The following is a 21,195-nucleotide window of genomic DNA, read 5'->3' on the forward strand; positions in this document are numbered from 1 at the left end:
AAAAACCGTCTTCTAGCCAATTGGTTAGGAGACGGTTTAATTGTGGTTGTGGATAATGTTGATAATGTGGATAAATAGAGCTACTTATACACATGAAGCACAATTTCACTTTTTGCTACTTGTGGATAAGTTGGACTTGAAACGATTATATCAATTGTTACTGACTCTTTTTCAATAGATGCGATCGTTCCTATTATGCTGATGGTCTCCCCAACTAAAACAGGCGCTTTAAATTTCATTTCGTACGATTTTACCCAATAGCCTCTTTGCAGGTAAGGTTCCACGATATTTGATGCGATCGCCATCGAAAGCATGCCATGTATGATTTTAGTCGGAAAGCCTTTTTCTTTTGCAGCTTTATCGTCAAAATGAATCGGATTAAAGTCTCCAGACACTTCCCCGTACTTTTTTACCATTTGTTCTGTTATTTCTATATGTAAAGGCTCGAGTGTGTCACCTGCTTTTATAGAATCAGAAAACATTTTTTACTCCGCCTCCTTTAGAAGTGTCGATTTTGCCGAAAATACAATGTTTTTATGTTCGTTTCTGCCAATAAGCTCTTGGTGCAAAACGAGAAATTGACGTCTTTTTTCTACTGAAATTAAGGAAATCGTACATTGAAGTGTGTCTCCAATCGAGATAGGATATTCGTAATGAAACAGTTGGTCTTTGTGAATAAATGATTGCTCCTGAAACCACGGGACATTTATATCTTGATAAAAAATCATCGGAAGGGCTGGCGGAACGTGATGTGAATCATTTTTAGGGATGCTGGCTGCTTCATAGTAAGCATTAACGAGTTCTTTAGTAACCGTAATTGAAACTGGCAGTGTTGTTGCCTCTTCCCACTGTTTAAAATTCATAAAGCCCACACCTTTCAAATAGTGTCGCGATTCCGAGCCCGCCGCCAATGCCTAACGTGGCTATGCCAAAACGGTTCTGTGACGTCATTTCCCTTAGCAGTGATGTAACTAAAATTGCTCCTGACGCCCCATAAGGATGTCCGAATGCAATCGCACCGCCGCCTTTGTTCAGCTTGTCCCAAGGTATATCAAGTTCTTGAGCAGACGCAACGACTTGTGATGCGAATGCCTCATTCAGCTCAAATACATCAATATCGCTTATAGAAAGGTTCATCCGCTGTAAAAGAGTGTTTACAGCTGGAACCGGACCGATTCCCGGCAAGTTCGGATCGACACCTGCAGTGACAGCATCGATAAATTTCAGTTTTGAAGCAAGCTCTAGCTCTTTCGCTTTTTCTTCACTCATTATGAGTACGATAGATGCACCATCATTTAAACCACACGAATTTGCAGCCGTAACCGTTCCGTTTTCTTTAAATACAGGTTTCGCTCTTTTAATAAGTCTTTCAATAACAGACAGTCTCTTAATGCCTTCGTCAATTAGAGGCATTTCGTTAATGGAAACAAGTTCATTCTTAAAGCGATTTTGTTCAATAGAAGCAATCGTTCGCTTATAGCTTAAGAACGCATATTCATCCTGCATCTCACGGGTTATGTTGTATCTTTTAGCCACGTTCTCAGCTCCAACACCCATGTCAGGATCACCAATAGTGTCTGGAGAAAAGCGGGCTCTCTTCGGAAACGTTGATGTACTCACAGATTCAGTGCCACCTGCTAAATAAATGTCCCCTGCCCCTGATTGCACGAGCCGGCATGCGAGGTTAACCGCTTCAAGCCCAGAACCGCATTGACGATCAACTGTAAAACCAGGAACAGTCACGGGAAGACCTGCTGTTAAAGCAGATAAGCGTGCTAGGTTGCCACCCGGGCCAACTGTATTCCCTAAGATCACATCTGACACCATTTCAGGAGATACTTTATTTTCTTGCAGTATCTCTTGTATAACAACAGCCGCTAGTTTTTCCGCTGCAACATCTTTAAAATAACCCGCCTTTTTTCCGATCACTGTACGTTTTGCATCGATAATAACAGCTTTTCTCATGAACTCGAAACTCCTTGGGTATAAAACTCTTTTACCTTCGACCGTGCTATTTTTCCGCTCGACGTATAAGGAAATTCTTTCGTAAAAATGATGTGCTTAGGCACTTTAAATGTTGATATATGCTTTCTGCAAAAACGCTGGATATCACGAGTTGTCAGGCCTGAATTCTCATTAACAATGACTGCGGCTGAAATTTTTTCTCCCCAATATGAATCTGGCATCCCAAAAACAACGGCTTCTTCAATGCCCTCTAGTGAATGGAGTACATTTTCGATTTCTTCAGGATAAACGTTTTGCCCTCCCGAAATTATCATGTTGTTGCTGCGTCCAATGATATAGAGATCACCTTCTTCATCTAGCTTGGCCAGGTCACCTACTGTCAGCCAGCCGTCGTCCCATACTTCTTTATTCGCGTCAGGCCGATTAAGGTAGTGTGAAAAAAGCATCTCACTTTTTACATAGAGAGTACCGATTTCACCTGGTTCCACTTCGTTTTCATCTTTTCGAATGGAAAGTTCTACATTATGAAAAGGACGCCCGACAGATAACGGCTTTTGTATATCAGCGCGATGATTGATAAAACTTACAAAACTCAATTCAGACGCACCGTAAAACTCAAAAAGCTCTGTTTTAGGAAATAGAGTATTAATCTTATCTTTAAGTCCAGGTTCCCATTTGGCACCTGAGGATATAATTCTCTTTAGCCTTGGAGTTTCATTTTGATCATCCATTTCTTTCGTGAGTGCAGCAAGCATAGTAGGAACAGCATAAAGAGCTGAAATCTCGTCTATCTCGATCTCTTTTAAAGTTTGAGCAGCTGAAAACTTAGGTAACAGCTTAACCGTTCCACCTAAATAAAGCGTGCTGATCGCTGCATATAAAAACAAAGAATGCACGAGTGGTCCAGGCACAAGTACTGTGTCAATCTCAATTAGTCCAAAATCTTTTTTACTGCAAGCAAAGCTTTTAACCCAAGAACGATGAGAGCGTACAAAACATTTTGGGATCCCCGTTGAACCAGAAGTAAATCCCATATAAAACAGAGTTTCATCAGTAGTAGTACTTTTGAATTCTTCTGTTGGTATTGAATCATCGATTGTTGAAACTAGAGTTAACTTTGTGCCCTTATGATTTATTTTGCTTTGCAATTCTTGTGTCGTAATAATCAAATCAGGCTTACTTTGCTTAAGCCTTTCTTCCAGTTCCCTTTCTTTCATTTTTAAATCAAGAGGAATGGAAATCCAGCCTGCAGAAATAGCTCCTAAGAAGTATTGTAGAAAATCAATTCCGTTCGGCAGATATAACGCTGCTTTTCCTTGAGATTCTTCAAAGGGTTGCTTTCTAAAAAAAGAAGCGATTTTTTTAACGTTTTTGTTCAACTCTTGATAAGAAATTCTTTCGTCACCCATTTGAATCGCAGTTTTTTCAGGATATAAAAGAGCGCTATTTTGGATTGTATCGGTTATAAGCACACGAATTCCTCCTATAGAAAAAGACTGCCCGGGGGCAATCTTATTGGCTGATCGTTCTATTTTGAGTAAGAGCAGTCTGATTCTTAAATAATCTTTGTCTTATTTTAACACCAAGTGTTGCTGCGATAACAGCTTTTAATAAATCGCCCGGCAAGTAAGCTAATCCTGAAACTGCCGCTGTCTCCAGACTAATGTCCATTACAAAAGCAACAACTGGAATGCCGCAAAGGTAAACAAAGACAATCCCTGCAACGAAATTATATAAAAAGACTTTCCACACTTGAAGTGGCTGTCTCGCTTTTTCAACAAGAAGTCCGATCAAGAACGCTGATAACGGCCAGCTTAATAGATAGCCTGCACTCGGTCCTACAAAAACACCTGCACCGCCTCGTCCACCTGCTAACCCTGGAACACCGGCTGCAATGACTAGTAAGAAAACAATCATACTTAATCCGCCTAGTCTGGCACCAAGCACCACACCTGCAAGCATTACACCAAGAGTTTGTGCAGTAATTGGAACTGGCGTAAAAGGTAAAACGATTGGAGGCAGGAACCCTAATACGATCATAATTGCAGCAAATAAAGCTACATACGTCATTTCTTTTGTTTTCATGTAAACACCTCGTTGTATTTATGTTAACTAATATCTATTTTAAGTTAACATTAAAAGCGCTTCAATGGCAATAATTTATTGTTTTCGCTATAATTGCTTAACAAACAGAAGTTTTTCATAAATAAAAGGAAAATTTATAACAATTATGGTAAAATAGGACAAACAAGATGAAGTTGGAGGAAAAGGCATGGAATTTAAAATCGGTGATATCATTGAAACGTTTGACGGATTAAAAGGAGAAATTACATCTTTATTAACCAACACCGCTGTTGTGGACTTTTCCGTAACAGAAAACTACGAAGAACATTTTGAAGATGCAAAACAAGTAGTCCGATTAAACGATATTAGACAAGTAGTTAATAGCTGAAAATTATACACAGAAAACAGCCCAGTGAATAAATTGGGCTGTTTTATTTATATTTTTTTAAAAATGACGATAGAAAGAAAGTATAAATTCAAGAAGAAATTAGAGGTCACTCATGTTTTTTTCAAGATTTTTTTTCAAAAAAGAAAAAGCCCGTTCAAACTTCTCCAGTCAAAGCAACATATAACAACACAGCTAATGAACATCTCTCTGTTCGGAAGGGAGAGCTTGGCGAATACAAAATTATGATTCAATTATCACAGCTTTCAAAAGAATATATGGTGTTGAATGACATCCTTTTGCCAAACCCAAAAGCAAAGTCAGGGTACTCCCAGATCGATCACATTGTACTTTCCCCTTATGGCATCTTTGTTATTGAGACGAAAAATTTTCAAGGTACTATCTATGGCTCTCCAGCTTACAAAAAATGGCTTATTAATGGAAAGTTTAAATTTATGAATCCCTTTGTTCAAAATTATGGACATATCGAATGTATAAAAACGTTGGTTGGTCCTAAGTTTAAAGATGCATTCGTATCAATTGTTTCCTTTACGAAGAGATGTACTTTTAAGACAGATTTATCTTATAGAAAAATCCAGTCTTCAGAATTAATCATTTATGATGTAGAACTAACTGAAACGATTAAGAGAAAAGAAGCAATAATTAAATTAAAAAATCCTATACCTTTAATGTCAAATGATGAGATTAAAGAATGTTACGCTCTTATTGCACAGGCAAATATAGCTGAGGAAAAAATCAGGAAATTACATATCGATACTTTAAAAAACAAAGCCTAAATCATATAAAAAAATTCCCCGATTCATTAAGAATGGGGAATTTTTAATCCTGGACTTAATAATTACTCGATTTATTCGTACCTGACGAAACAGGATCATTAGCATTTTTTGATGGGAAGCCTGTGTTGTAGTTGCTCAAGCTTTCGTTTTGTGATCTTTTATTTGTATCTATAGGGTTTTCCGTTATTTCCGTTCCGGCATCTTTAAGCTTAGAAGTAATATTATTAAGGTCACCTCTCGCTTCCTTTGTTGTGGCAAATACATCATTCGATATTTCTTTTAACGTGTTGATGTTACCAAAGACATCTTTGTTCAAGCGTTCATACAGTTGTTGCGCATCAGTAATCGCTTCTTTTAGTGTGTTTGAAGCCGTTTTGAATTGGCTGATCATTTGATCTTTCACATCACCTGGATTTTGTTTCACCTCTGTGATCATTTTGCTTGATGAATCTTTCAAGCCCACCGCCGTGTTCTTTACTTTTGTTCTCGTATTGTAGTCAATCAGTGCCAAAGCTCCGCCAACTAGCCCGCCAATGACAATACCCTTTAGAAGCTTGCTGTTCTGTCCGTTTTCGTATAAATCATTTCGTACTGAGTCATTTTGATAAAATTCGTCTTGATACATATCTCCAGAATTTAAATGCTGTGCCATGTTAATTCCTCCTCTAAGATTTAATCTCTTGTAACTACGGATTTCCCTTTTATATGAATGATAAACGTTCTAATGCGCCGGTAAATAATGACTGTACTAAAATTTCTTGCATAATTTTGTTCATTAGAATGAAACGCATTCTACATAAAAAAGACAATTTTTCCGCATACTAGAGGGAAATCATGTAAGAAGGAGGTTGTTAAAATGGGAAAAGACAGACAAGAGAAAAAACTTAGAGAATCAGGACGTGTTGAGTCGGACCGAGATCAAAGCTTGAAGTATTCAGGTGCTGCAAAAATGGAAAGTCCTGATGAGGCACGCGCTCGAAATCATCAAGATCAATAAACTGCAAAAAACACTTGGGATTCCTTCAATGCCCCAAGTGTTTTTATTTGAGTTTAATCGATCTCACGATAAAAAATGCGATTGATGCGGTTATGGCGATAATGAAAATCGGCAGGATCCACAGTCCCAGTCCATCTGATTGCCCTTTTGCAACTCCAGTACTTACCCAGCTCATATATACGAAGAAAAGGAGAATCTCATTTTTTATAACATTCAGCATCAGCCGTCCGTTTTTATATTGTCTTTCCGCATTTTCATCTGTTAAAAACAGATAGTTATACACATGTGGATATTTTTCAAGGACCGTTAAAAGCACCCACATCAAGAACCCTATCACTAATAAAATCCATAAATTATTTTTACTTCCCCAGCCGTCCGGTTCTCCTGCTCCGTTAAAATGAATCGGTACCGTTCCGGGTATTGTACTCCACTGTATGATTAAGTTTGTGGCACCCGCGATAAACAAAATAATTGCCGATATATCTAAAATGTTCTCAAGAAATGTTCGTGGGATTTTTAATTTGGGGCGATTTTCGTAAAACATCAATCTACCTCCCTTTATCCTTTCATACGGTTTTTTCCAGATGAAGTTTCATTTTTGAACATTTAAAAAAGCCGCCTATTGTGGCAGCTTGATCCTTTAAGCTTTTATTCATTACTAATGATGCCATCATCGAAAGAAATGTTTTGGAACTGTGTTTGACCAAACTTCTTGTACATCACTCTGACTGTTTTTATATCGCTATCCCACTCAAAATCGTTCGGTTCAACTTGTAATACTAAAGAAAAATCATCATCGGCTTTGAACCCCTTTACAGGAAGTAATTTGTTAACAATCCCTTCTTTTATTACATCTTCCTCATAATATGATCCGAAATCCACCTTAGTTATATAGGATTTGATTCGCATTTGATCATCATCTTTCGCAACAATTGTTCCATCACTTTTAATAAATTCAACCTTTTGAAGCTCAGGAGTCCCTATGCCTTCCCACTGTAAATGATAGCCTAAGTAAACTGGTTTTCCTTCTTTAAGGGTTTCCTTTCCGATCGTGACATGGCTATACTTCTCAAACTCACCCTCATGACTAAAATAACGAAATGCCCATAGAACTCCTATAACAAGTACACAAATAACTATCCACTTTATTAGTGTTTTTTTCATATTAACTGCCCTTTTGTGTTTTTTCTGTTTTATATTCAATTAACTCTTTAATAATTCCTTTCTATTACTTTTAAAACAGCTCATAAAAAAAGACGGCCAACCTTATGGCCATCTCCCTCACTGTTTATTTACTTTCAATCCCCATCGCGATGATAAACCAGTTGGCTCCGTTCTTGCTTCCAATTTGGAAAAAGAGCGCAATGATTTCTTCACGGGTAAAGTGTTCCGTTAATCTGTTATACATTTCATCAGGCAGCTGTCCATGATAGGCCATGATGTGATCGGCTAATTCCAGGGCCAATTTGTGGCGTTTGGACAGTTCTGCTTCTCCTTTTTTCATGGCTGTTTGTCTTGAAGACTCATCCAGAGTCCCGTAGTCCATGTTTTGTCAGTAGTCGCAGCCGTTGTTTGATGCGGATCGCAAACGAAGCATTTCCATCAGCTCAGGTTCAAGGATGTTGTTGAGTGCCTTGTCCATTTGCTGAAATGCATCCAGAATTTCGGGAGCATTCGCAAGAGCTTTTTTAAAAGGTGTACCTTCTACATTTACTTCTGGCAGTCGTGCCATTATTTTAGCCTCCTTTTAAAATACATTTCTTCTTGTTTTTAGATTACGATACAATCTTTCATTTTCCTATCTTTCTGCTTTGTAAAATATTCAAATATAGTTTTCACATTCGTGTTATGTAATGTTTACTATCGTAACTCTATCTTAAGATAATAGTTAAGTCTTACGTGTTACGCTTTATACATAGTCACATAGACTCGTTCATCACTGTGACGTGGTAAATTATCATTATCTTTAGATAATGTTAAAGGGTTTTGTTGAAAATTGTTGAATCCTTTAGCAACCCAGCCAAGCTTGCTTGGTAAATACATCAGAGGAGTGATTTTATGTTAAAGCGTTTCGTGGCAGGCGCCGCGTCTTTACCACTATTGATATCTTTAGCTCTCCCGGCTTCGGCTGCTGAGCCCGAAGTACAGGAGGCTTCATTTACATCGGCTGCTAAACAGCAGGCTGCACCACAGGAAATCATCGTTCATTATAAAGATTCAGTTTCTGTTGCTTCAGCAAAAAATGGTGCTTCAAAGTTTGGTGAGGTTGTCGATACAACTGAAGATTTTACTGTTGTAAAGGTAAGCGGCAAAGTAGAAGATGCTGTTAAGAAGTTTGAAAGTCTTGATTCTGTAGAATACGCAGAACCGAATACTACTTTACACGCAAGCTATGTGCCGAATGATCCTGATTATAAAACGAAACAATATGCTCCTCAGAAAGTAAGTGCTGAACAAGCTTGGGATACAGCCCAAAGTTCTTCCAACATTAAAATTGCGGTAATCGATACAGGCGTTGATTACAACCACCCTGATTTAGCAGGCAAAGTAATCAAAGGTGCAGATTTTGTTGATGACGATAACGATCCGATCGACGAAAACGAACACGGTACTCACGTCGCTGGTATTGCTGCGGCTAACACGAATAACGGTGTTGGTATCGCTGGTCTTGCTCCTAAAGCTTCTATTCTAGCAGTTCGTGTTTTGGATGCTGATGGCAGCGGATCTCTAGACGATGTTGCTCAAGGAATTCGATATGCAGCTGATCAAGGTGCTCAAGTTATCAATTTAAGTCTTGGCGGTTCAATCGGATCAAAAACACTTCAAGATGCGGTTAACTACGCTTGGAATAAAGGTTCTGTCGTCGTTGCAGCAGCTGGCAACTCTGGCGTTGCTCTGCCAAGCTACCCGGCTTATTACTCAAATTCGATCGCGGTAGCTGCTACTGATCAAAACGACCAGAAAGCATCTTTTTCAAACTTCGGCACGTGGGTTGATATTGCAGCACCTGGTGTAGATATTTATTCTACGACACCAAATAATCAATATGCGAGTTTCTCTGGAACTTCCATGGCATCACCGGTTGTTGCAGGTGTAGCAGGGCTTCTCGCTGCTCAAGGTAAAAATGCTTCACAAATCCGAGCGGCACTTGAAGATACAGCTGATCCTGTTACGGGTACAGGCACGCTGTTCCAAAACGGACGTGTTAACGCAGCAAAAGCTGTTCAGCAATAAATAGATGTTTTATAGCCTCCGGGACTCACTGTTTCGGGGGCTTTTTGTTTAAAATTCGCCGCTTTTTGAAACACTGATAAAAAGGTTAAGGTAAGAGCGGAGGAATTGATGTGTTTGGTTTTGGAAAAAAGAAAAAGCATGAGCAAGGTAAGGAAGATGGAACACAAGTTCAGTCTACTGATGCAGAAAAAAAACAAACAGAAAAAGAAGCAGAAGAAAAGATCGTGTATTTCTTTTTAATCGGAACAGCTATATTTGGTGCAGTGTTATTATACCTGGGCATTTCGAAAGAGTTTACTTGATTCTGTGAAGCAACCCTCTTAATTATAAGAGGGCTTTTTTTATGAAAAAATAGTCGTTCTATGTAGAAGGACTGCGGCAGAATGTGTCGAATTTTGATTTGAAGAGTTAAAAATAAGATTAACTAAAAGACGCTCCGGAGGTTGTTCGTCACTTCCCCCGAAGCGCTTTGATTTCTTTTTTGAGTGCGTTCAGCTGATCTTGGATGTCTTTCATTTGAGTTTCTTGTTCTTGCTGATCTTTCTGTTCTTGAATTTGATCAATGTAAATTTGTCTAAGTGCAATGGCAGCACTTACTGTGGCAAGAAAGTCTGCGACTGTGGTAAGAGCTGACGCAAACAGGGCAAGCTCTGCTGCGAATGTAGTTGCATCTTTGTTGTTTGCCAAAAATTCTTCTTCTGCTGTTTCCAAAACGACGTCTACCACACGTTGGTTCAAGCCATTCACCCCTTCACTCCTGCTTTTTAATACAATATGCGTTTGCCCTAGTTACGGTGCTTTTGCCTATTTGTATTTACAATTGTTTTTGGCAGCAATAATTTTGTTTTTTCGTCAATTGTTTATTGAATGAATAGGCATTTCGACCGATATAAAAGATATTAGGGGAGGTTTGGCGATGGAACAATGGCTTTCTTTTCGAATTCCGTTTGACATCTTTTCAATTTACATCTTGCTCGCAGCTTTCATTGTAGTCGGAATTTTATCTAGCCTGCTTCGAACAGCCTTACCAGAGTGGTCTGTTAAAATATTCAGTTATGCAGGGTTCTTGGGAGTCGTTTTTGCTTGGTTGAAGCTTTTGGAATATTAATACTTACATACATACAGAAAACGCCCGTGGTCATGATGGCCACTGGGCGTTTTAACGTTTATATAGATTTAAAAAGGAGCTTTCTAAGGACCGGCATGAGGTAGTCGACAAGTTTAGCAGCGCTTGGCACGACAACGTTTTGCGGGCCATAGATATTCTGCATAAGTCTCTCTTCTTCTTCGGTTATTTCACCGTTCGCGATGAACATGCCGATCGTTTCGATTCCAAGCTTTCGTGTACGGGTAACAGCTTCGTGTGTATCGAGTACTCCATGCGATTCATAATCAAAAGCCGCAGGTTCACCGTCAGAGAAAACGAGCAGAACTTTTTGCTGTTCCGGACGTTTTGCCAGTTCTTCGCCCATTCGGCGGATGGAGTAGCCGTCGCGGTTGTCTTCCTGGGGTTCTAATTGCATGATCGAAGCCCCCGGCTGATGAAGCGAATTTCTGTATGAGATTACTTCATGAAAATAGTTCGGCTGATCATCTGTTGTCGCGTCGGCTGCATCTTCCCAGAAACCTACGACTGAGTGAGGGATTCTGAGAGCTTTTAGCGTTTCATGAAAAAGAACAATCCCTTTTTGTGTCTCTTCCATCTTGTTGAACATGGACGCTGAGCAGTCAACAAGAAGCGTGAACGTCGTATCGAGTTCATGCTGCGACTCTTGTTTTTTTCTAAAAAGTCTCGGGTTCTTGTCTGTAGCAAGTCTTGTAAGCTTCTTTCCTAGTCTTCCAAAGTGCAGGTCTTCCCTTGGCGCTGTTCGCTTATGCTCCATCGTTTTTAGGAAATTCTGTTTGAGCTGTGTGACAAATGGCGCGATTTCTTGTTCAAAGAGCTGGTATTGAGCGAACTCTTCAGGTGTTGCAGGTTTAGCAGGTAGGACATGCTCTGTAACGTTTTTGTTCACTTCACCGTATCGGTAGTGATTCGCTGAGTCAGAGCCGGTTTGGTTGCTGTCGGTTTCTGCCTCATGTTCGTTCTGAGAGTTAAAGTCGTTGTTGTCAGTCGTTTGCGCGCTCGTTTGGACAGATCCAAATACGGCGTCACCACTATCCGCTTCTCTTGCCGCTTCTCCTAATAGATCAGTGTTTGTTCCTTGATCCAGGTCCATTTGCAAAAAGGAATCCTGCGGGTCAGACGTCTCATCATGCCAGGATGAATACTCTTCTTTCTCCTGCTCATCTTTCTTCTCATCTTTATCGTCGTCTTTTTTGATGGTTTTTTTCGTTTTTGTCTCCGTGTTGCGGGTTAGGTCGTCGAACGTTTGATCCTCGCTTCCGGCATCATCCATTTTCGGCTTATCACTAAAACTGCGGTAGGCTGTTTTCATGTCCTCGAATTCTGAGCGATGCTTTGTGATCTCCGCCATTTGGATTACGAGAGCTGCAATATCTTGTGTGGATTGAGCAGTTGTGAGCTGCGAGAGCATTGGGCGCAGTTCCTGATAGAGTTCTTGAGTTTCAGACGGCACCGCAACAAACCGTTTATTCGCTAAAAGAATAACATGACAAAATAAAGCGTCAAGAATGCGTTTTTGCTGGATATGCTTTCTATATTCACGATTGTAATGGACTTGGAACGTGTCTTTCCGGAGCTTGAACGCATGAGTCATCCCAGGTCTTTTTTCTATGCAGATCTGTTCCAATCGGAAGTCTTCCGCAAAGAGCAGCATCTGTTTTAAGAACTCACGGTGAGGGTGTGCTTTCAGTTCAACGAGTGTGTTCCAGATCACATTATCATCGGTATGAAACTGTGTGCCAAAGCTTCGCAAATAAACGTCGGATTTCCAGCCTTCAAGCCGGATCTCCCGCGGGTATGGGTTCCAAAATTGACTGACATGTGTAATCCCCTTCTTTCTCTCGAGGTTAGAATGGTATGAGAAAGAAACGTCCATCTTTTCCACCTTTGAGAGAGAGCGCGCAAGGTCAATCAGCTGCATATGAATGAAAGAATCGATCTTTGTATTCGCAAAAACAAGGAATTTCATCTAGGCGAAACCTCCAAAATCATCGTGGGAAATAAATTGTAGGGGGTCTGACCCCATTTCCCAGCTTACACAAACAGCGTCGCAGCTACGTTGGCAACGAGTACTCGTTCGCGGGCATCTTCTAGCTTATCAGCGATTGCACGCTGAATTGCACGTTTTGCCGGCAAGTAAACGGAGAGATCAGCAGCATCCAGCAGTGCACGGATGGATGCGGCGTCCTCTGACAAATGGCCTGCTTTCGCTTGGCCGATCAGGTCTGACGAAAGCTGTACAAACTTATCAAGCACCGTTTCGTCTGTTTGCTGAGACTGAGCTTTAAGCATTTCTTTTAACGTCTCTCCCTGAATATAAGGCACCTCGATTACAACGAAACGATTTTTCAGCGCTTCATTTAACGGCACCGTTCCGATATATCCTTCGTTGATTGCAGCAATCACATTAAAGCCAGGTTCAGCTTTTACCACTTCTCCTGTAAATGGGTTTGCGATCGTACGGCGATAGTCCAGCATACCGTTTAAAATCGGCAACGTTTCAGGCTTAGCGATGTTGATTTCATCAATATACAAAAAGTGACCGTTGTTCGCCGCTTTTGTTACAGGACCAGGGATGAATTCAATCTCTTGTTTGCCGTCTTTGTAGCTTAACGTTTTATGACCGAGAAGCGCTTCAGCATCGAGGTCAACTGAAGCATTTACCTGGTGCAGCGGCTGTCCGAATAAATTCGACAGCAACTCTGCGAGCTTTGTTTTACCTGATCCTGTCGGGCCTTTCAGCAAAACGTTTTTACCTAATGCAAGTGCGATCACCGCATCTTCTACAAGTGACGCATCAGGTGCTGTGTAGCCAGGCTTTCCTATCAATTCTTTATACACTTCCGGTAATTTCTCTATTCGTTGAGCCGCCTCATTCTGCAGCTTTTCTTTTATCTCAATCGGGATTTGAAGGTTCATTATAAAAAATCCTTTCTTTCATCTATCCACTATCTACAGTATTTCCAGTAATTCCGTTACATAAATCCTTACACAATGTAACATTGTAAGCTTTTTCAAGGCAAGTCTGTAGAATTTTATTAAAAAACGCTTAGTTCGCCACAGCGACCTAAACGTCTTTATCCTTTTTCATAAGTTCGATTATATGCGGTTTCGGCTCCCAGCAGTTGAAGGTATAATCCGGTTTCGTTTCATACCCAAGTCGTGTGCAATAGTAATACATTCCTTGGTCCGTTTTCTGAGGCTTGAAATTCACGCACGTGGCGCAACAATGGTACTTATTTGTCTTCATAAGAGTCACTTCCTTTTACCGGTCCGTGAAGTAGCTTTTAATGATTGCCATATATTCTCTCACATGAGCTTGGGGAACAGATGAAATCCTAAGCGGTGAACCGAGCCCTTCCGCTTCAACTCCGACACGCTCTGCAATCATTTTTGTCCGAAAAAGATGAAAGTCACTTGTCACGATTAGCACCTGGTCGTCAGACTGAATCATTTTTTTCGTATATAAAAGATTTTCGTAAGTACTCGTCGCTTTTTCTTCAATGGTTATACGTTCGGGGTGTATTCCGTTCTCCATCAGATAATTTTTCATAATGGTGCCTTCACTGATCGTTTTCCCGAAACCAAGTCCGCCGCTTACGATAAAAGTAACGTCAGGATGTTTCTCCGCGTATGCTAAAGCTTGATCAAGCCTGCCCTTTAAGACGGCACCGGGACGATTGTTCTTCGTACCGCCTCCAAGTACAAGGATGGTATCAATTTTTCCAGAAACCTTCTGTGGATCGGTGTTGGCAGATGCAAGAATAAGAGTTTCTAAGGTTGCTGCAAAGAGAAAAAGAGTTATAACAAATATCAGAGTCGTCTTCTTGTACTTTTTATAAAAATAGAGTGCCGCTTCGTATTTGTAAAAAAGAAATAAAAAGACAGCTCCTAATAAGAAGAAAACCGCAAGACCCATGTCCATGTTGGTCGTTTGAACGAGCATAGCAACTGCATATACAAAGAAAATAATGCTAAGTGATAGAAAGATTTTTTTCATAGATTCCGCTCCGATTGTTAGATTCTACCTTCTAGTATATAGGAAAAAGAAAAAGAGCGGAGTTTTGAGTTCCGCTCTTTATAACTACTTTTTATTAATATCTGCATTTTTAATTTCTTGTTCAATTTCCTTTGTGATATCCGTTTTGATTGCACCAGTTGTTTTAGTTGCTTCTTGTTCCATCTCAGCTGTCTTTTTTTCTATAGCTTCGTTTTTTCTTGCCGTAACATTAGCAATTTCATCAGTATAATGTTGTTGAAGTTCTGCTTTTTTATCATTTACAATCTTGTCTTTTTTGTCTTGTAGCTCTTTGTTAGTACTATTAATAATCCCACTAATTGTTGCACTTACATTTTTTAATAGTGATTCTTTCTCTTTGTTAAGTTCACTATCAATCTCAGTTTTAAATGTGTACTCTAGAATCTTTGTGTATAAAGCATCAGCAAGCTCTGGCTTAGCTGCAAATACCGAAGTTGTTCCGATACTCATTGCAAACGTTGTTGCCAAAACTACTTTCGGCCATTTCTTGGTTGCCTTCTTCTTTGCACCAAACTTTTCTTTTCTTGAGATTTCCATAAAAAATACCCCTTCCTTAATCTAATAGAACGAAAAAAGAAGCGGTCGGTTGCGCTACTAGCTCTGATCACTCCAAGCGCCCACATACAGAATGACCTTCAATGCTCCACACTTATTTAATTATATTCTAATATTAAATTACCATTAGAGGATATTACTGTAAATATATATTTAATAATTTTTACATGGGTTACAAATCTTAGTGAAAACATATACTGCAAAAAAAAAAGCGATATCGTCCACCCGAAGTGGACAATATCGCCTAAAATGTATTTGTCTGGGGACTGTCCCCCTTTGTGAAACTCCCCACAATGTATGCAAAGAAAGAAAGTGCAATCGGCATGACTACTGTGTGCATTCCCCAAAGGTTAGGATAATTCAGGTGAAGCCACATGTATGAACCTACCCCGACTACAATAGAGGCTATTGCGCCATTTGCATTTCCTCGCTTCCAATAGAGACCCATCACAATCGGCCAGATGAAAGCTGCTTCTAATCCGCCGAAAGCAAAAAGGTTCAACCAGATTAATAGATCGGGTGGGTTGATCGCCATCGCAAATACACTCAACCCTACTACTGCTGTTATGCCAAAGCTTAATCTTTTTACAAAACGTTCTTCAGCATCAGGTTTTATGTAATTGATATAAACGTCTTTAATGATTGCTGAACTTACGAGTAAAAGTACGGAGTCAACAGTAGACATCACCGCAGCGAGTGGTGCGGCAAGGACGATACCCGCTAACCATCCAGGCAGTACTTCTAATGCAAGTAATGGCATAACTTTATCAGGCACTTCAATGCCTGGCAGAATTACTCTTCCGAACACCCCTGCCAAATGCATCCCTAACATGATAAATCCCACCACAAACGTTCCGATGATCATGGCACGGTGCATCGCTTTCGAATTTCGATAGCTCATAGCGCGTACCGATATCTGCGGTAATCCCACTACACCTACTCCGACTAATATCCAGAAGGACGATACAAATAAAGGTGTAAGCGATTCATCGGAACCAAACGGCGATATTAGATTAGGATTTTCCGCTCTTAGTTCACCCATGATGTTTTCAATTCCGCCACCGGCCACAATGGTTCCGGCTAATATAATAATTGTACCTATTACCATTACGACACCTTGAATGGCATCCGTAATAACAACCGCTCTGAATCCACCCGCTATTACGTACACTAATACAGAACATGAGAAAATGAACAATGCTGTGGTGTACGATACACCTGTAAACGACTCGATCAGCCTTCCGCCGCCAACCCATTGTGCAGCCATCGCTGAAAACAGAAAGATCACAATGCTTAACGCTGATAAAATTACTACCCACTTGCTTTCATATCGGGCTTTAAGAAAATCAATAAGAGTTACAGCATTAATCTTTCGGGCTACGATCGCAAACTTTTTTCCTAAAACAGCGAGTGTAAAATAACCTGTTACAAGCTGTGCCATCGCGAGAAGAACCCAGCCAAGGCCAAGCTGGTATGCTGCACCAGGGCCCCCGATAAAACTCGAAGCGCTTCCGTATGTGGCGACCATCGTCATCGCAAGAACAAATCCGCCAAGCTCACGTCCCGCTAAAAAGTAGTCTTGCAAAAAAGAAGGTCCGCTCTTAATATGCCTTGATGTATAAATACCAACTAAAAAAACTAGTATTAAAAAGAAAGCTAAAGGAAGAATTACGTCCCAATTCATCGAGAGCTCCCCTCACCTTCATTGTCATCTGAGTCAAAAGGAACTTCTTTAAAGAAGAATTTCACCATTATAAAAACTAAAATTGTAAAAACAATAAACCCTACGATACAGCTATAAAAAAACCATGCAGGAAAACCTAGTATGTATGTATACTCCTTAACCGGCTGGCCACCTAGTCCATACGCAAAAGCATACCACCAAATAAAATTCAAAATTGCCAGCACCGTACCCATAATCGCTTCTTTATTAGAGATCCGGTATCGCCAGTCGTTCCCTTTTTTCATCGTTCAACCTCCTGGACTTACCATAAAAATGAATAAAAGCTCCTCCATTACTATGGCAAATTCACATACTCTTGTCGAGTTCTTTCGACTTAATAACTTCTATAAGGTTACATAGATTCCTTGTTTGGTTTCTCATAAATAAACGTTAACATTCTTTATTCGCACTAGACATCGTTCTTGAGTATAAATTGAATATGAGTATTTCCGGGGAAATTTGATAGAATCTGAGGAGAAAATACAGCACTCGACAAAATGTGAAGGATTAATTAACATTCTATAATTAACAAAATGGTACCGTTTGTATTTCTATTTCTCTTAGGTGTTTTACTCGAAAACATTAAGGGAAATAAATTGTTTGGGGACAGTCCCCATTTCCCAATTTGACAGCATTCATAGTAAAATAATAGAACAACCGAAAGGAGGTGATATCTATTCCTAGAACCCGGCGCATTTGGTACCCTGATGCTGTCTACCATGTGACTACACGTGGAAATCGCAGGGAGCCTCTCTTCTATTCCCACTTGGATTTCCATCGGTATCTCAAGATTTTAAGTCACTGCGTAAAAAAGTATTCCGTTGATTTATTCTCTTATTGCCTCATGTCCAACCACACTCATCTTCAAATTCAGTGCAGCAAGTCCCCACCCGGAGATTTCATGAAAGAATTAAACGAAACATACGCCATGTATTTCAACAAAAAATACGAGCTTACCGGTCATGTATTTCAAGGCCGTTATGGTGCAGAGTTGATTGAAGATCGTTCCTATCTTTTAGACACGAGCCGATACATTCACATGAATCCGGTAGCAGCAGATCTCGTCATGTTTCCTCTTGAATATCCGTGGAGCAGTTACCGTTACTATGTTACTCAGTCGGTATGTCCCTTCGTGGAAACCTCAATAATACTAGAACAATTTCAAAATTCAAAAGCTCAATATCGTGATTACGTAGAAAGCAGGACCTCACCGGTAGCAGAACTTTAACATCGTTTTATACATCTCTATGAAAAATAAAGTCTGTCATGGAAAGGAAAAGCCGGTTATGTTCTTCTCACGAAGACAAAACCGGCAAAAGTGTATTTGACTGGGGTCTGTCCCCCTCTAGAACTTGAATTTTCTTACATGAACTCGCATTTGTTCAGAATATTGTTCTAGTTGTTCAGCAAGGTGATTCAATTGCTCCATAGAGGCTGCTTGCTGCTCTGCAGATGCAGAAACTTCCTCTGTTCCTGCAGCTGTTTCCTGAGTAATAGCTAATATATGTGATGCATTGTCTAGCAGTAATTCTTTTTGCTTAGTCATTTCTTCAACGGAGACAATGACATCTCTTAATTTTTCTGAGTTACCTCGCACTGCATCTGAAATAGCTGAGAAGGAATTTTCTGTTTCTTCCACAGCTTCACCTTGAGATAGAATGAGTGCCGCTGCTTCTTGGACTTGTCCGACAGTAGTTTGAGTAACCATTTGCATTTCAGAAATTAAATGGCTGATTTCTTTTAATGATCCTTCTGTTTGCTCAGCAAGTTTTCGAACTTCGTCAGCGACAACAGCAAATCCTCTGCCTGATTCTCCAGCGCGAGCAGCTTCGATTGCCGCGTTCAACGCCAACAAGTTTGTTTGATTGGCTATATCGCTAATGGTGTGAACAATTTCCTGAACACTCCCTGACGACTCATCAAGCTTTTTAATAGATGTGATCATTTCTTTTGTCATTTCAGTTGTTAGTAAAGATTTTTCTTTTAGGAAGCTTACTTTCTCAACTCCAGATAACGAAGCTTGATTCATTTGTTCAGTAGCTTTTTCTATAGCTTCTCCTTGTTTTTGAACTTGAATAATGCGATCTGCGAGAACATTTGCGGCTTTTGCATTTCCCTCCATCAATTCTGCCTGATGTGATGATCCGGCTGCAATTTGCTGCATGGTCGTTGAAACTTCCTGTGCTGAAGCAGAATTTTCTTCAGCACTGGCTACTACAGTTTGAGATGCATCTGTAACATGCTCGGTAATTTGAGACATCTCACTTATTAACATACGCATTTGTTCTGACATTTCTATAAAACTATCTGACAATTGGCCGATCTCATCTTCTCTATCGATGGATACACTTGCTTGCAAATTCCCATTTTTCATTTCATGCATAGCTTTTGAGAGTTGTTTCACCGGTTTTGTAACTCTTCTGGATATATATATGGAGATAATTGCAGCCACTACTAGAGTTATTAATAGAGCTATTCCGATGGGCAAGAGAATGATAGACGCTTTTTTCTCAAATTCGCTTAAGGCAACTGTGCCCACTAGTTTCCAACCGGTCATTTCATTTTTTGTGTAGCTGAAGACCCGATCCTGATCATTCATTTCTGTTATCACTACACCTTCGTTTTCTTTAATCTTTTTATAATAGGGCTCGTTCGTTGCCGTTTTACCAAGCTTTTTTGCCTGAGGATGCACCATATAATTACCAGAGTTATCAAGAAGAATTGCATATCCTGTGCTTCCAATTTTCACATTTTGCATGAGTGTCAGAATGTCATTAACCGCAATATCAATAGCTGCAACCCCTATAATAGTTTCGTTATATTCGACCGCTTTAACCGCTTTGACAACTGGACGGTCTGTTGCAGGGTCAATAAAGGGATCTGTCCAAATGACTTGTTTCGGATCTTTTTTAGCTTGCTTATACCAGGATGTGAGCGTCTGGTCCTTTACCTGTTCTGAAGGTATTGGATATATGATAGCTTCTTTTGTTTCGGAAATAAAATAACTATTCATGATCGCTTCGTTTGATAGATGATAGTCTTCAAATTTGGAAATAATAAAATCAGGGCTATCACCTTCTCTAAAAAGTTTTATTCCCATTGAATCCGCATAAGCTGAGACAAAATCAGCGTTATCTTCTAAAAATCGATTCAGTGATTCATTCAGATCGTCCATTCTGGCTGAAGCATCTTCCGACGAGTTATCAACAGTTGATTTCACACTAAAAAAGTAGCTCACTCCGCTTACTATTAAACCTGTCATAATTATCAACAATAAAAAAGGCACTAGAATTTGCCTTTGCAGACTTTTCTTAATCATTTTCTTCCTCCATGTATGTACTTTTTCTAGGCAGCAAAAAGTATATCGACAGGATGTAACAAATTATTTAACAAAAAAAACGGAAATGTATTTTCAAGAAAGACATTTTCGGCTAAAGTGTATTTGACCGGGGTCTGTCCCCCTATATGTGTAAAAAAATAATAGACTAGACACAAAATATGGTATATAATTATTACAAGATTTACCGATTTTAATGGTGCAGAAGCAGAAGTGGTTATTATATTTGAGGGGGAATGGACCATGAGCCGAAGCAATGCTCTTGTCTTAACTACAGAGATAGACGCCATTCGCACGACCATGTATGAGGTAAGCAAAAAAGTGAACAATCTAGCAGATCCGCTGCTTGTTCAGTTGAGTCAAATTCTAGATGAAAAACTAAACAAACTTGATCAAATTAGAGATTGTGCTTAATTAACATCATAATATAACTGCGAATTTTACCGGTGTCCATGTCTGCATTGATAGGAAGCCGGTTTTTTATTGTTCGTTTATATTTAACATTTTAAAATACAGAGTGGAGATTATACTGTGAAAGCAAAACTACTAATCATACTTTCTGTTTTTACAACTATTTATTTAGGATTTTACATATTGAAACCTGACTCAATAGACTTCAAAGAGAAGCAGGTAACTGACTTATCTAGTAATATCCAGCACCAAATAAACATTACGAAAAAGAGTAATAATATGAGTTATCTATTTCTGCCAGATAACCTTAATAAATCGGCAAATGCTGTATATTTTTATTTTAACCGTAACAATAATAGGCAATTATACAGCTTTCCAACTGCGAAGGTCTCTGTTAATAACAATAAAATGCGTATACATATTAAAGAGCAAGATGCTCTTAATGACTCTGAAGTAACGGACACCTTATTACTAGAGTTCCAAGTACAATCATTTCCTGAGCATATCGAGGTTTTCTTTAATAAGGAGAAAATTGATTTAAAACAAACTACATATTAAGCAC

General features: G+C 39.5%; 27 protein-coding genes and 1 riboswitch. Of the genes, 9 read left to right on the top strand and 18 right to left on the bottom strand.

The features are described from left to right. Window positions 1–80: 80 nt before the first annotated feature. The 5 genes from UN64_RS05365 to UN64_RS05385 are packed head-to-tail and all read right to left on the bottom strand — an operon-like array spanning window position 81 to window position 4,050. On the bottom strand, window positions 81–482 hold the full coding sequence (locus tag UN64_RS05365; protein WP_077360425.1) for a MaoC family dehydratase: 402 nt from the start codon (window positions 480–482) through the stop codon (window positions 81–83). Between the two features lie 3 nt (window positions 483–485). Next, window positions 486–863 carry a hotdog family protein gene (locus UN64_RS05370; RefSeq protein WP_077360427.1) on the bottom strand — a complete coding sequence of 126 codons (378 nt, stop codon included), beginning with the start codon at window positions 861–863 and terminating at the stop codon, window positions 486–488. Next, window positions 853–1,965, bottom strand: a complete 1,113-nt coding sequence (locus UN64_RS05375; RefSeq protein ID WP_077360429.1) for an acetyl-CoA C-acyltransferase — start codon at window positions 1,963–1,965, stop codon at window positions 853–855. Before UN64_RS05375 ends, UN64_RS05370 begins: the two co-directional genes overlap by 11 nt. Further along, window positions 1,962–3,437, bottom strand: coding sequence for an AMP-binding protein (locus tag UN64_RS05380; RefSeq protein WP_171978802.1), 1,476 nt, complete (start codon window positions 3,435–3,437; stop codon window positions 1,962–1,964). The genes UN64_RS05375 and UN64_RS05380 overlap by 4 nt, the downstream gene beginning before the upstream one ends. A 40-nt stretch (window positions 3,438–3,477) precedes the next feature. Beyond that, window positions 3,478–4,050, bottom strand: a complete 573-nt coding sequence (locus UN64_RS05385; RefSeq protein WP_077360433.1) for a biotin transporter BioY — start codon at window positions 4,048–4,050, stop codon at window positions 3,478–3,480. 187 nt (window positions 4,051–4,237) lie between these two features. Here UN64_RS05385 and UN64_RS05390 point away from each other — a divergent pair, with 187 nt between their 5' ends. Together UN64_RS05390 and UN64_RS05400 are read left to right on the top strand one after the other, a co-directional pair. Then, on the top strand, window positions 4,238–4,417 hold the full coding sequence (locus UN64_RS05390; protein WP_077360435.1) for a DUF2187 domain-containing protein: 180 nt from the start codon (window positions 4,238–4,240) through the stop codon (window positions 4,415–4,417). 98 nt (window positions 4,418–4,515) lie between these two features. Then, window positions 4,516–5,211, top strand: a complete 696-nt coding sequence (locus tag UN64_RS05400) for a nuclease-related domain-containing protein (protein WP_281249333.1) — start codon at window positions 4,516–4,518, stop codon at window positions 5,209–5,211. 55 nt (window positions 5,212–5,266) lie between these two features. On the opposite strand, the gene UN64_RS05405 is transcribed toward UN64_RS05400, so the two are convergent. Then, window positions 5,267–5,863 (bottom strand): hypothetical protein, encoded by a 597-nt coding sequence (locus tag UN64_RS05405; RefSeq protein WP_077360442.1) that lies wholly within the window; start codon window positions 5,861–5,863, stop codon window positions 5,267–5,269. Window positions 5,864–6,067: 204 nt separating this feature from the next. On the opposite strand from UN64_RS05405, the gene UN64_RS05410 reads away from it, so the two are divergent. Then, window positions 6,068–6,208, top strand: a complete 141-nt coding sequence (locus UN64_RS05410) for a YpzI family protein (RefSeq protein ID WP_066293612.1) — start codon at window positions 6,068–6,070, stop codon at window positions 6,206–6,208. 43 nt (window positions 6,209–6,251) lie between these two features. Here the strand turns inward: UN64_RS05410 and UN64_RS05415 are convergent, their stop codons facing one another. The 4 genes from UN64_RS05415 to UN64_RS05430 all read right to left on the bottom strand — a co-directional run bounded on the left by UN64_RS05415 (window position 6,252) and on the right by UN64_RS05430 (window position 7,940). Next, on the bottom strand, window positions 6,252–6,752 hold the full coding sequence (locus tag UN64_RS05415; RefSeq protein ID WP_077360444.1) for a DUF1648 domain-containing protein: 501 nt from the start codon (window positions 6,750–6,752) through the stop codon (window positions 6,252–6,254). 104 nt (window positions 6,753–6,856) lie between these two features. Next, window positions 6,857–7,372: a hypothetical protein gene (locus UN64_RS05420; RefSeq protein ID WP_139343022.1), complete on the bottom strand. Its 516-nt coding sequence runs from the start codon at window positions 7,370–7,372 to the stop codon at window positions 6,857–6,859. A gap of 124 nt (window positions 7,373–7,496) precedes the next feature. After that, window positions 7,497–7,754, bottom strand: coding sequence for a carboxymuconolactone decarboxylase family protein (locus UN64_RS05425; protein WP_139343023.1), 258 nt, complete (start codon window positions 7,752–7,754; stop codon window positions 7,497–7,499). A 6-nt stretch (window positions 7,755–7,760) separates the two neighbouring features. Continuing rightward, complete coding sequence (locus tag UN64_RS05430; RefSeq protein ID WP_077360450.1) at window positions 7,761–7,940, bottom strand: carboxymuconolactone decarboxylase family protein; 180 nt, start codon at window positions 7,938–7,940, stop codon at window positions 7,761–7,763. 326 nt (window positions 7,941–8,266) lie between these two features. Between UN64_RS05430 and UN64_RS05435 the strand changes: the two genes are divergently transcribed. Together UN64_RS05435 and UN64_RS05440 are read left to right on the top strand one after the other, a co-directional pair. Beyond that, window positions 8,267–9,442, top strand: a complete 1,176-nt coding sequence (locus tag UN64_RS05435; protein ID WP_077360452.1) for a S8 family peptidase — start codon at window positions 8,267–8,269, stop codon at window positions 9,440–9,442. Between the two features lie 110 nt (window positions 9,443–9,552). Next, a complete protein-coding gene (locus UN64_RS05440; RefSeq protein ID WP_077360454.1) occupies window positions 9,553–9,744 on the top strand; it encodes a hypothetical protein in 192 nt (63 codons plus the stop codon). A gap of 148 nt (window positions 9,745–9,892) precedes the next feature. Here the strand turns inward: UN64_RS05440 and UN64_RS05445 are convergent, their stop codons facing one another. Further along, window positions 9,893–10,180, bottom strand: a complete 288-nt coding sequence (locus UN64_RS05445) for a hypothetical protein (RefSeq protein ID WP_139343024.1) — start codon at window positions 10,178–10,180, stop codon at window positions 9,893–9,895. Between the two features lie 178 nt (window positions 10,181–10,358). Between UN64_RS05445 and UN64_RS05450 the strand changes: the two genes are divergently transcribed. Beyond that, window positions 10,359–10,550 carry a hypothetical protein gene (locus UN64_RS05450; RefSeq protein WP_077360458.1) on the top strand — a complete coding sequence of 64 codons (192 nt, stop codon included), beginning with the start codon at window positions 10,359–10,361 and terminating at the stop codon, window positions 10,548–10,550. A 58-nt stretch (window positions 10,551–10,608) separates the two neighbouring features. On the opposite strand, the gene UN64_RS05455 is transcribed toward UN64_RS05450, so the two are convergent. From UN64_RS05455 to UN64_RS05485, 6 genes are all read right to left on the bottom strand, one after another. Then, window positions 10,609–12,537, bottom strand: coding sequence for a nitric oxide reductase activation protein NorD (locus UN64_RS05455; RefSeq protein ID WP_077360460.1), 1,929 nt, complete (start codon window positions 12,535–12,537; stop codon window positions 10,609–10,611). A 65-nt stretch (window positions 12,538–12,602) separates the two neighbouring features. Beyond that, a complete protein-coding gene (locus UN64_RS05460; protein ID WP_077360462.1) occupies window positions 12,603–13,487 on the bottom strand; it encodes an ATP-binding protein in 885 nt (294 codons plus the stop codon). 346 nt (window positions 13,488–13,833) lie between these two features. Beyond that, a complete protein-coding gene (locus UN64_RS05470; protein WP_077360466.1) occupies window positions 13,834–14,568 on the bottom strand; it encodes a YdcF family protein in 735 nt (244 codons plus the stop codon). A gap of 84 nt (window positions 14,569–14,652) precedes the next feature. Continuing rightward, entirely contained in the window at window positions 14,653–15,144 is a 492-nt protein-coding gene (locus tag UN64_RS05475) for a hypothetical protein (RefSeq protein WP_077360468.1), read from the bottom strand. Window positions 15,145–15,178: 34 nt separating this feature from the next. Continuing rightward, window positions 15,179–15,261: riboswitch (cyclic di-GMP riboswitch) on the bottom strand. A 145-nt stretch (window positions 15,262–15,406) separates the two neighbouring features. Next, window positions 15,407–16,846, bottom strand: coding sequence for a sodium/pantothenate symporter (gene panF / locus UN64_RS05480; RefSeq protein WP_077360470.1), 1,440 nt, complete (start codon window positions 16,844–16,846; stop codon window positions 15,407–15,409). Further along, window positions 16,843–17,130 (bottom strand): YhdT family protein, encoded by a 288-nt coding sequence (locus UN64_RS05485; protein WP_077360472.1) that lies wholly within the window; start codon window positions 17,128–17,130, stop codon window positions 16,843–16,845. The genes panF and UN64_RS05485 overlap by 4 nt, the downstream gene beginning before the upstream one ends. Before the next feature lie 476 nt (window positions 17,131–17,606). Here UN64_RS05485 and UN64_RS05490 point away from each other — a divergent pair, with 476 nt between their 5' ends. Further along, entirely contained in the window at window positions 17,607–18,113 is a 507-nt protein-coding gene (locus UN64_RS05490; RefSeq protein ID WP_171978803.1) for a transposase, read from the top strand. Between the two features lie 117 nt (window positions 18,114–18,230). Here the strand turns inward: UN64_RS05490 and UN64_RS05495 are convergent, their stop codons facing one another. Then, complete coding sequence (locus UN64_RS05495) at window positions 18,231–20,204, bottom strand: methyl-accepting chemotaxis protein (protein ID WP_077360476.1); 1,974 nt, start codon at window positions 20,202–20,204, stop codon at window positions 18,231–18,233. Window positions 20,205–20,465: 261 nt separating this feature from the next. Here UN64_RS05495 and UN64_RS05500 point away from each other — a divergent pair, with 261 nt between their 5' ends. Both UN64_RS05500 and UN64_RS20785 read left to right on the top strand, forming a co-directional pair. Beyond that, window positions 20,466–20,636 (top strand): aspartyl-phosphate phosphatase Spo0E family protein, encoded by a 171-nt coding sequence (locus tag UN64_RS05500; RefSeq protein WP_077360478.1) that lies wholly within the window; start codon window positions 20,466–20,468, stop codon window positions 20,634–20,636. Between the two features lie 276 nt (window positions 20,637–20,912). After that, the gene (locus UN64_RS20785) at window positions 20,913–21,191 is read left to right on the top strand and encodes a hypothetical protein (protein ID WP_171978804.1); all 279 of its coding nucleotides are present in this window, start codon (window positions 20,913–20,915) and stop codon (window positions 21,189–21,191) included. Window positions 21,192–21,195 lie beyond the last annotated feature (4 nt).

Origin of the sequence: Fictibacillus arsenicus (assembly GCF_001999465.1) — a bacterium.
In the GTDB taxonomy this organism is placed as follows: Bacteria; Bacillota; Bacilli; order Bacillales; family Fictibacillaceae; genus Fictibacillus; species Fictibacillus arsenicus.

Excerpts from the sequence above, each read along its gene's own strand:
- UN64_RS05500 (WP_077360478.1), top strand. The coding sequence starts at position 20,466 with ATGAGCCGAAGCAATGCTCTTGTCTTAACTACAGAGATAGACGCCATT.
- UN64_RS05455 (WP_077360460.1), bottom strand. The coding sequence starts at position 12,537 with ATGAAATTCCTTGTTTTTGCGAATACAAAGATCGATTCTTTCATTCAT.
- UN64_RS05375 (WP_077360429.1), bottom strand. The coding sequence starts at position 1,965 with ATGAGAAAAGCTGTTATTATCGATGCAAAACGTACAGTGATCGGAAAA.
- UN64_RS05410 (WP_066293612.1), top strand. The coding sequence starts at position 6,068 with ATGGGAAAAGACAGACAAGAGAAAAAACTTAGAGAATCAGGACGTGTT.
- UN64_RS05435 (WP_077360452.1), top strand. The coding sequence starts at position 8,267 with ATGTTAAAGCGTTTCGTGGCAGGCGCCGCGTCTTTACCACTATTGATA.
- UN64_RS05370 (WP_077360427.1), bottom strand. The coding sequence starts at position 863 with ATGAATTTTAAACAGTGGGAAGAGGCAACAACACTGCCAGTTTCAATT.
- UN64_RS05425 (WP_139343023.1), bottom strand. The coding sequence starts at position 7,754 with ATGGACTACGGGACTCTGGATGAGTCTTCAAGACAAACAGCCATGAAA.
- UN64_RS05415 (WP_077360444.1), bottom strand. The coding sequence starts at position 6,752 with ATGTTTTACGAAAATCGCCCCAAATTAAAAATCCCACGAACATTTCTT.
- UN64_RS05470 (WP_077360466.1), bottom strand. The coding sequence starts at position 14,568 with ATGAAAAAAATCTTTCTATCACTTAGCATTATTTTCTTTGTATATGCA.
- UN64_RS05450 (WP_077360458.1), top strand. The coding sequence starts at position 10,359 with ATGGAACAATGGCTTTCTTTTCGAATTCCGTTTGACATCTTTTCAATT.
- UN64_RS05475 (WP_077360468.1), bottom strand. The coding sequence starts at position 15,144 with ATGGAAATCTCAAGAAAAGAAAAGTTTGGTGCAAAGAAGAAGGCAACC.
- UN64_RS05365 (WP_077360425.1), bottom strand. The coding sequence starts at position 482 with ATGTTTTCTGATTCTATAAAAGCAGGTGACACACTCGAGCCTTTACAT.
- panF (WP_077360470.1), bottom strand. The coding sequence starts at position 16,846 with ATGAATTGGGACGTAATTCTTCCTTTAGCTTTCTTTTTAATACTAGTT.
- UN64_RS05460 (WP_077360462.1), bottom strand. The coding sequence starts at position 13,487 with ATGAACCTTCAAATCCCGATTGAGATAAAAGAAAAGCTGCAGAATGAG.
- UN64_RS05385 (WP_077360433.1), bottom strand. The coding sequence starts at position 4,050 with ATGAAAACAAAAGAAATGACGTATGTAGCTTTATTTGCTGCAATTATG.
- UN64_RS20785 (WP_171978804.1), top strand. The coding sequence starts at position 20,913 with ATGAGTTATCTATTTCTGCCAGATAACCTTAATAAATCGGCAAATGCT.
- UN64_RS05420 (WP_139343022.1), bottom strand. The coding sequence starts at position 7,372 with ATGAAAAAAACACTAATAAAGTGGATAGTTATTTGTGTACTTGTTATA.
- UN64_RS05390 (WP_077360435.1), top strand. The coding sequence starts at position 4,238 with ATGGAATTTAAAATCGGTGATATCATTGAAACGTTTGACGGATTAAAA.
- UN64_RS05485 (WP_077360472.1), bottom strand. The coding sequence starts at position 17,130 with ATGAAAAAAGGGAACGACTGGCGATACCGGATCTCTAATAAAGAAGCG.
- UN64_RS05405 (WP_077360442.1), bottom strand. The coding sequence starts at position 5,863 with ATGGCACAGCATTTAAATTCTGGAGATATGTATCAAGACGAATTTTAT.
- UN64_RS05495 (WP_077360476.1), bottom strand. The coding sequence starts at position 20,204 with ATGATTAAGAAAAGTCTGCAAAGGCAAATTCTAGTGCCTTTTTTATTG.
- UN64_RS05430 (WP_077360450.1), bottom strand. The coding sequence starts at position 7,940 with ATGGCACGACTGCCAGAAGTAAATGTAGAAGGTACACCTTTTAAAAAA.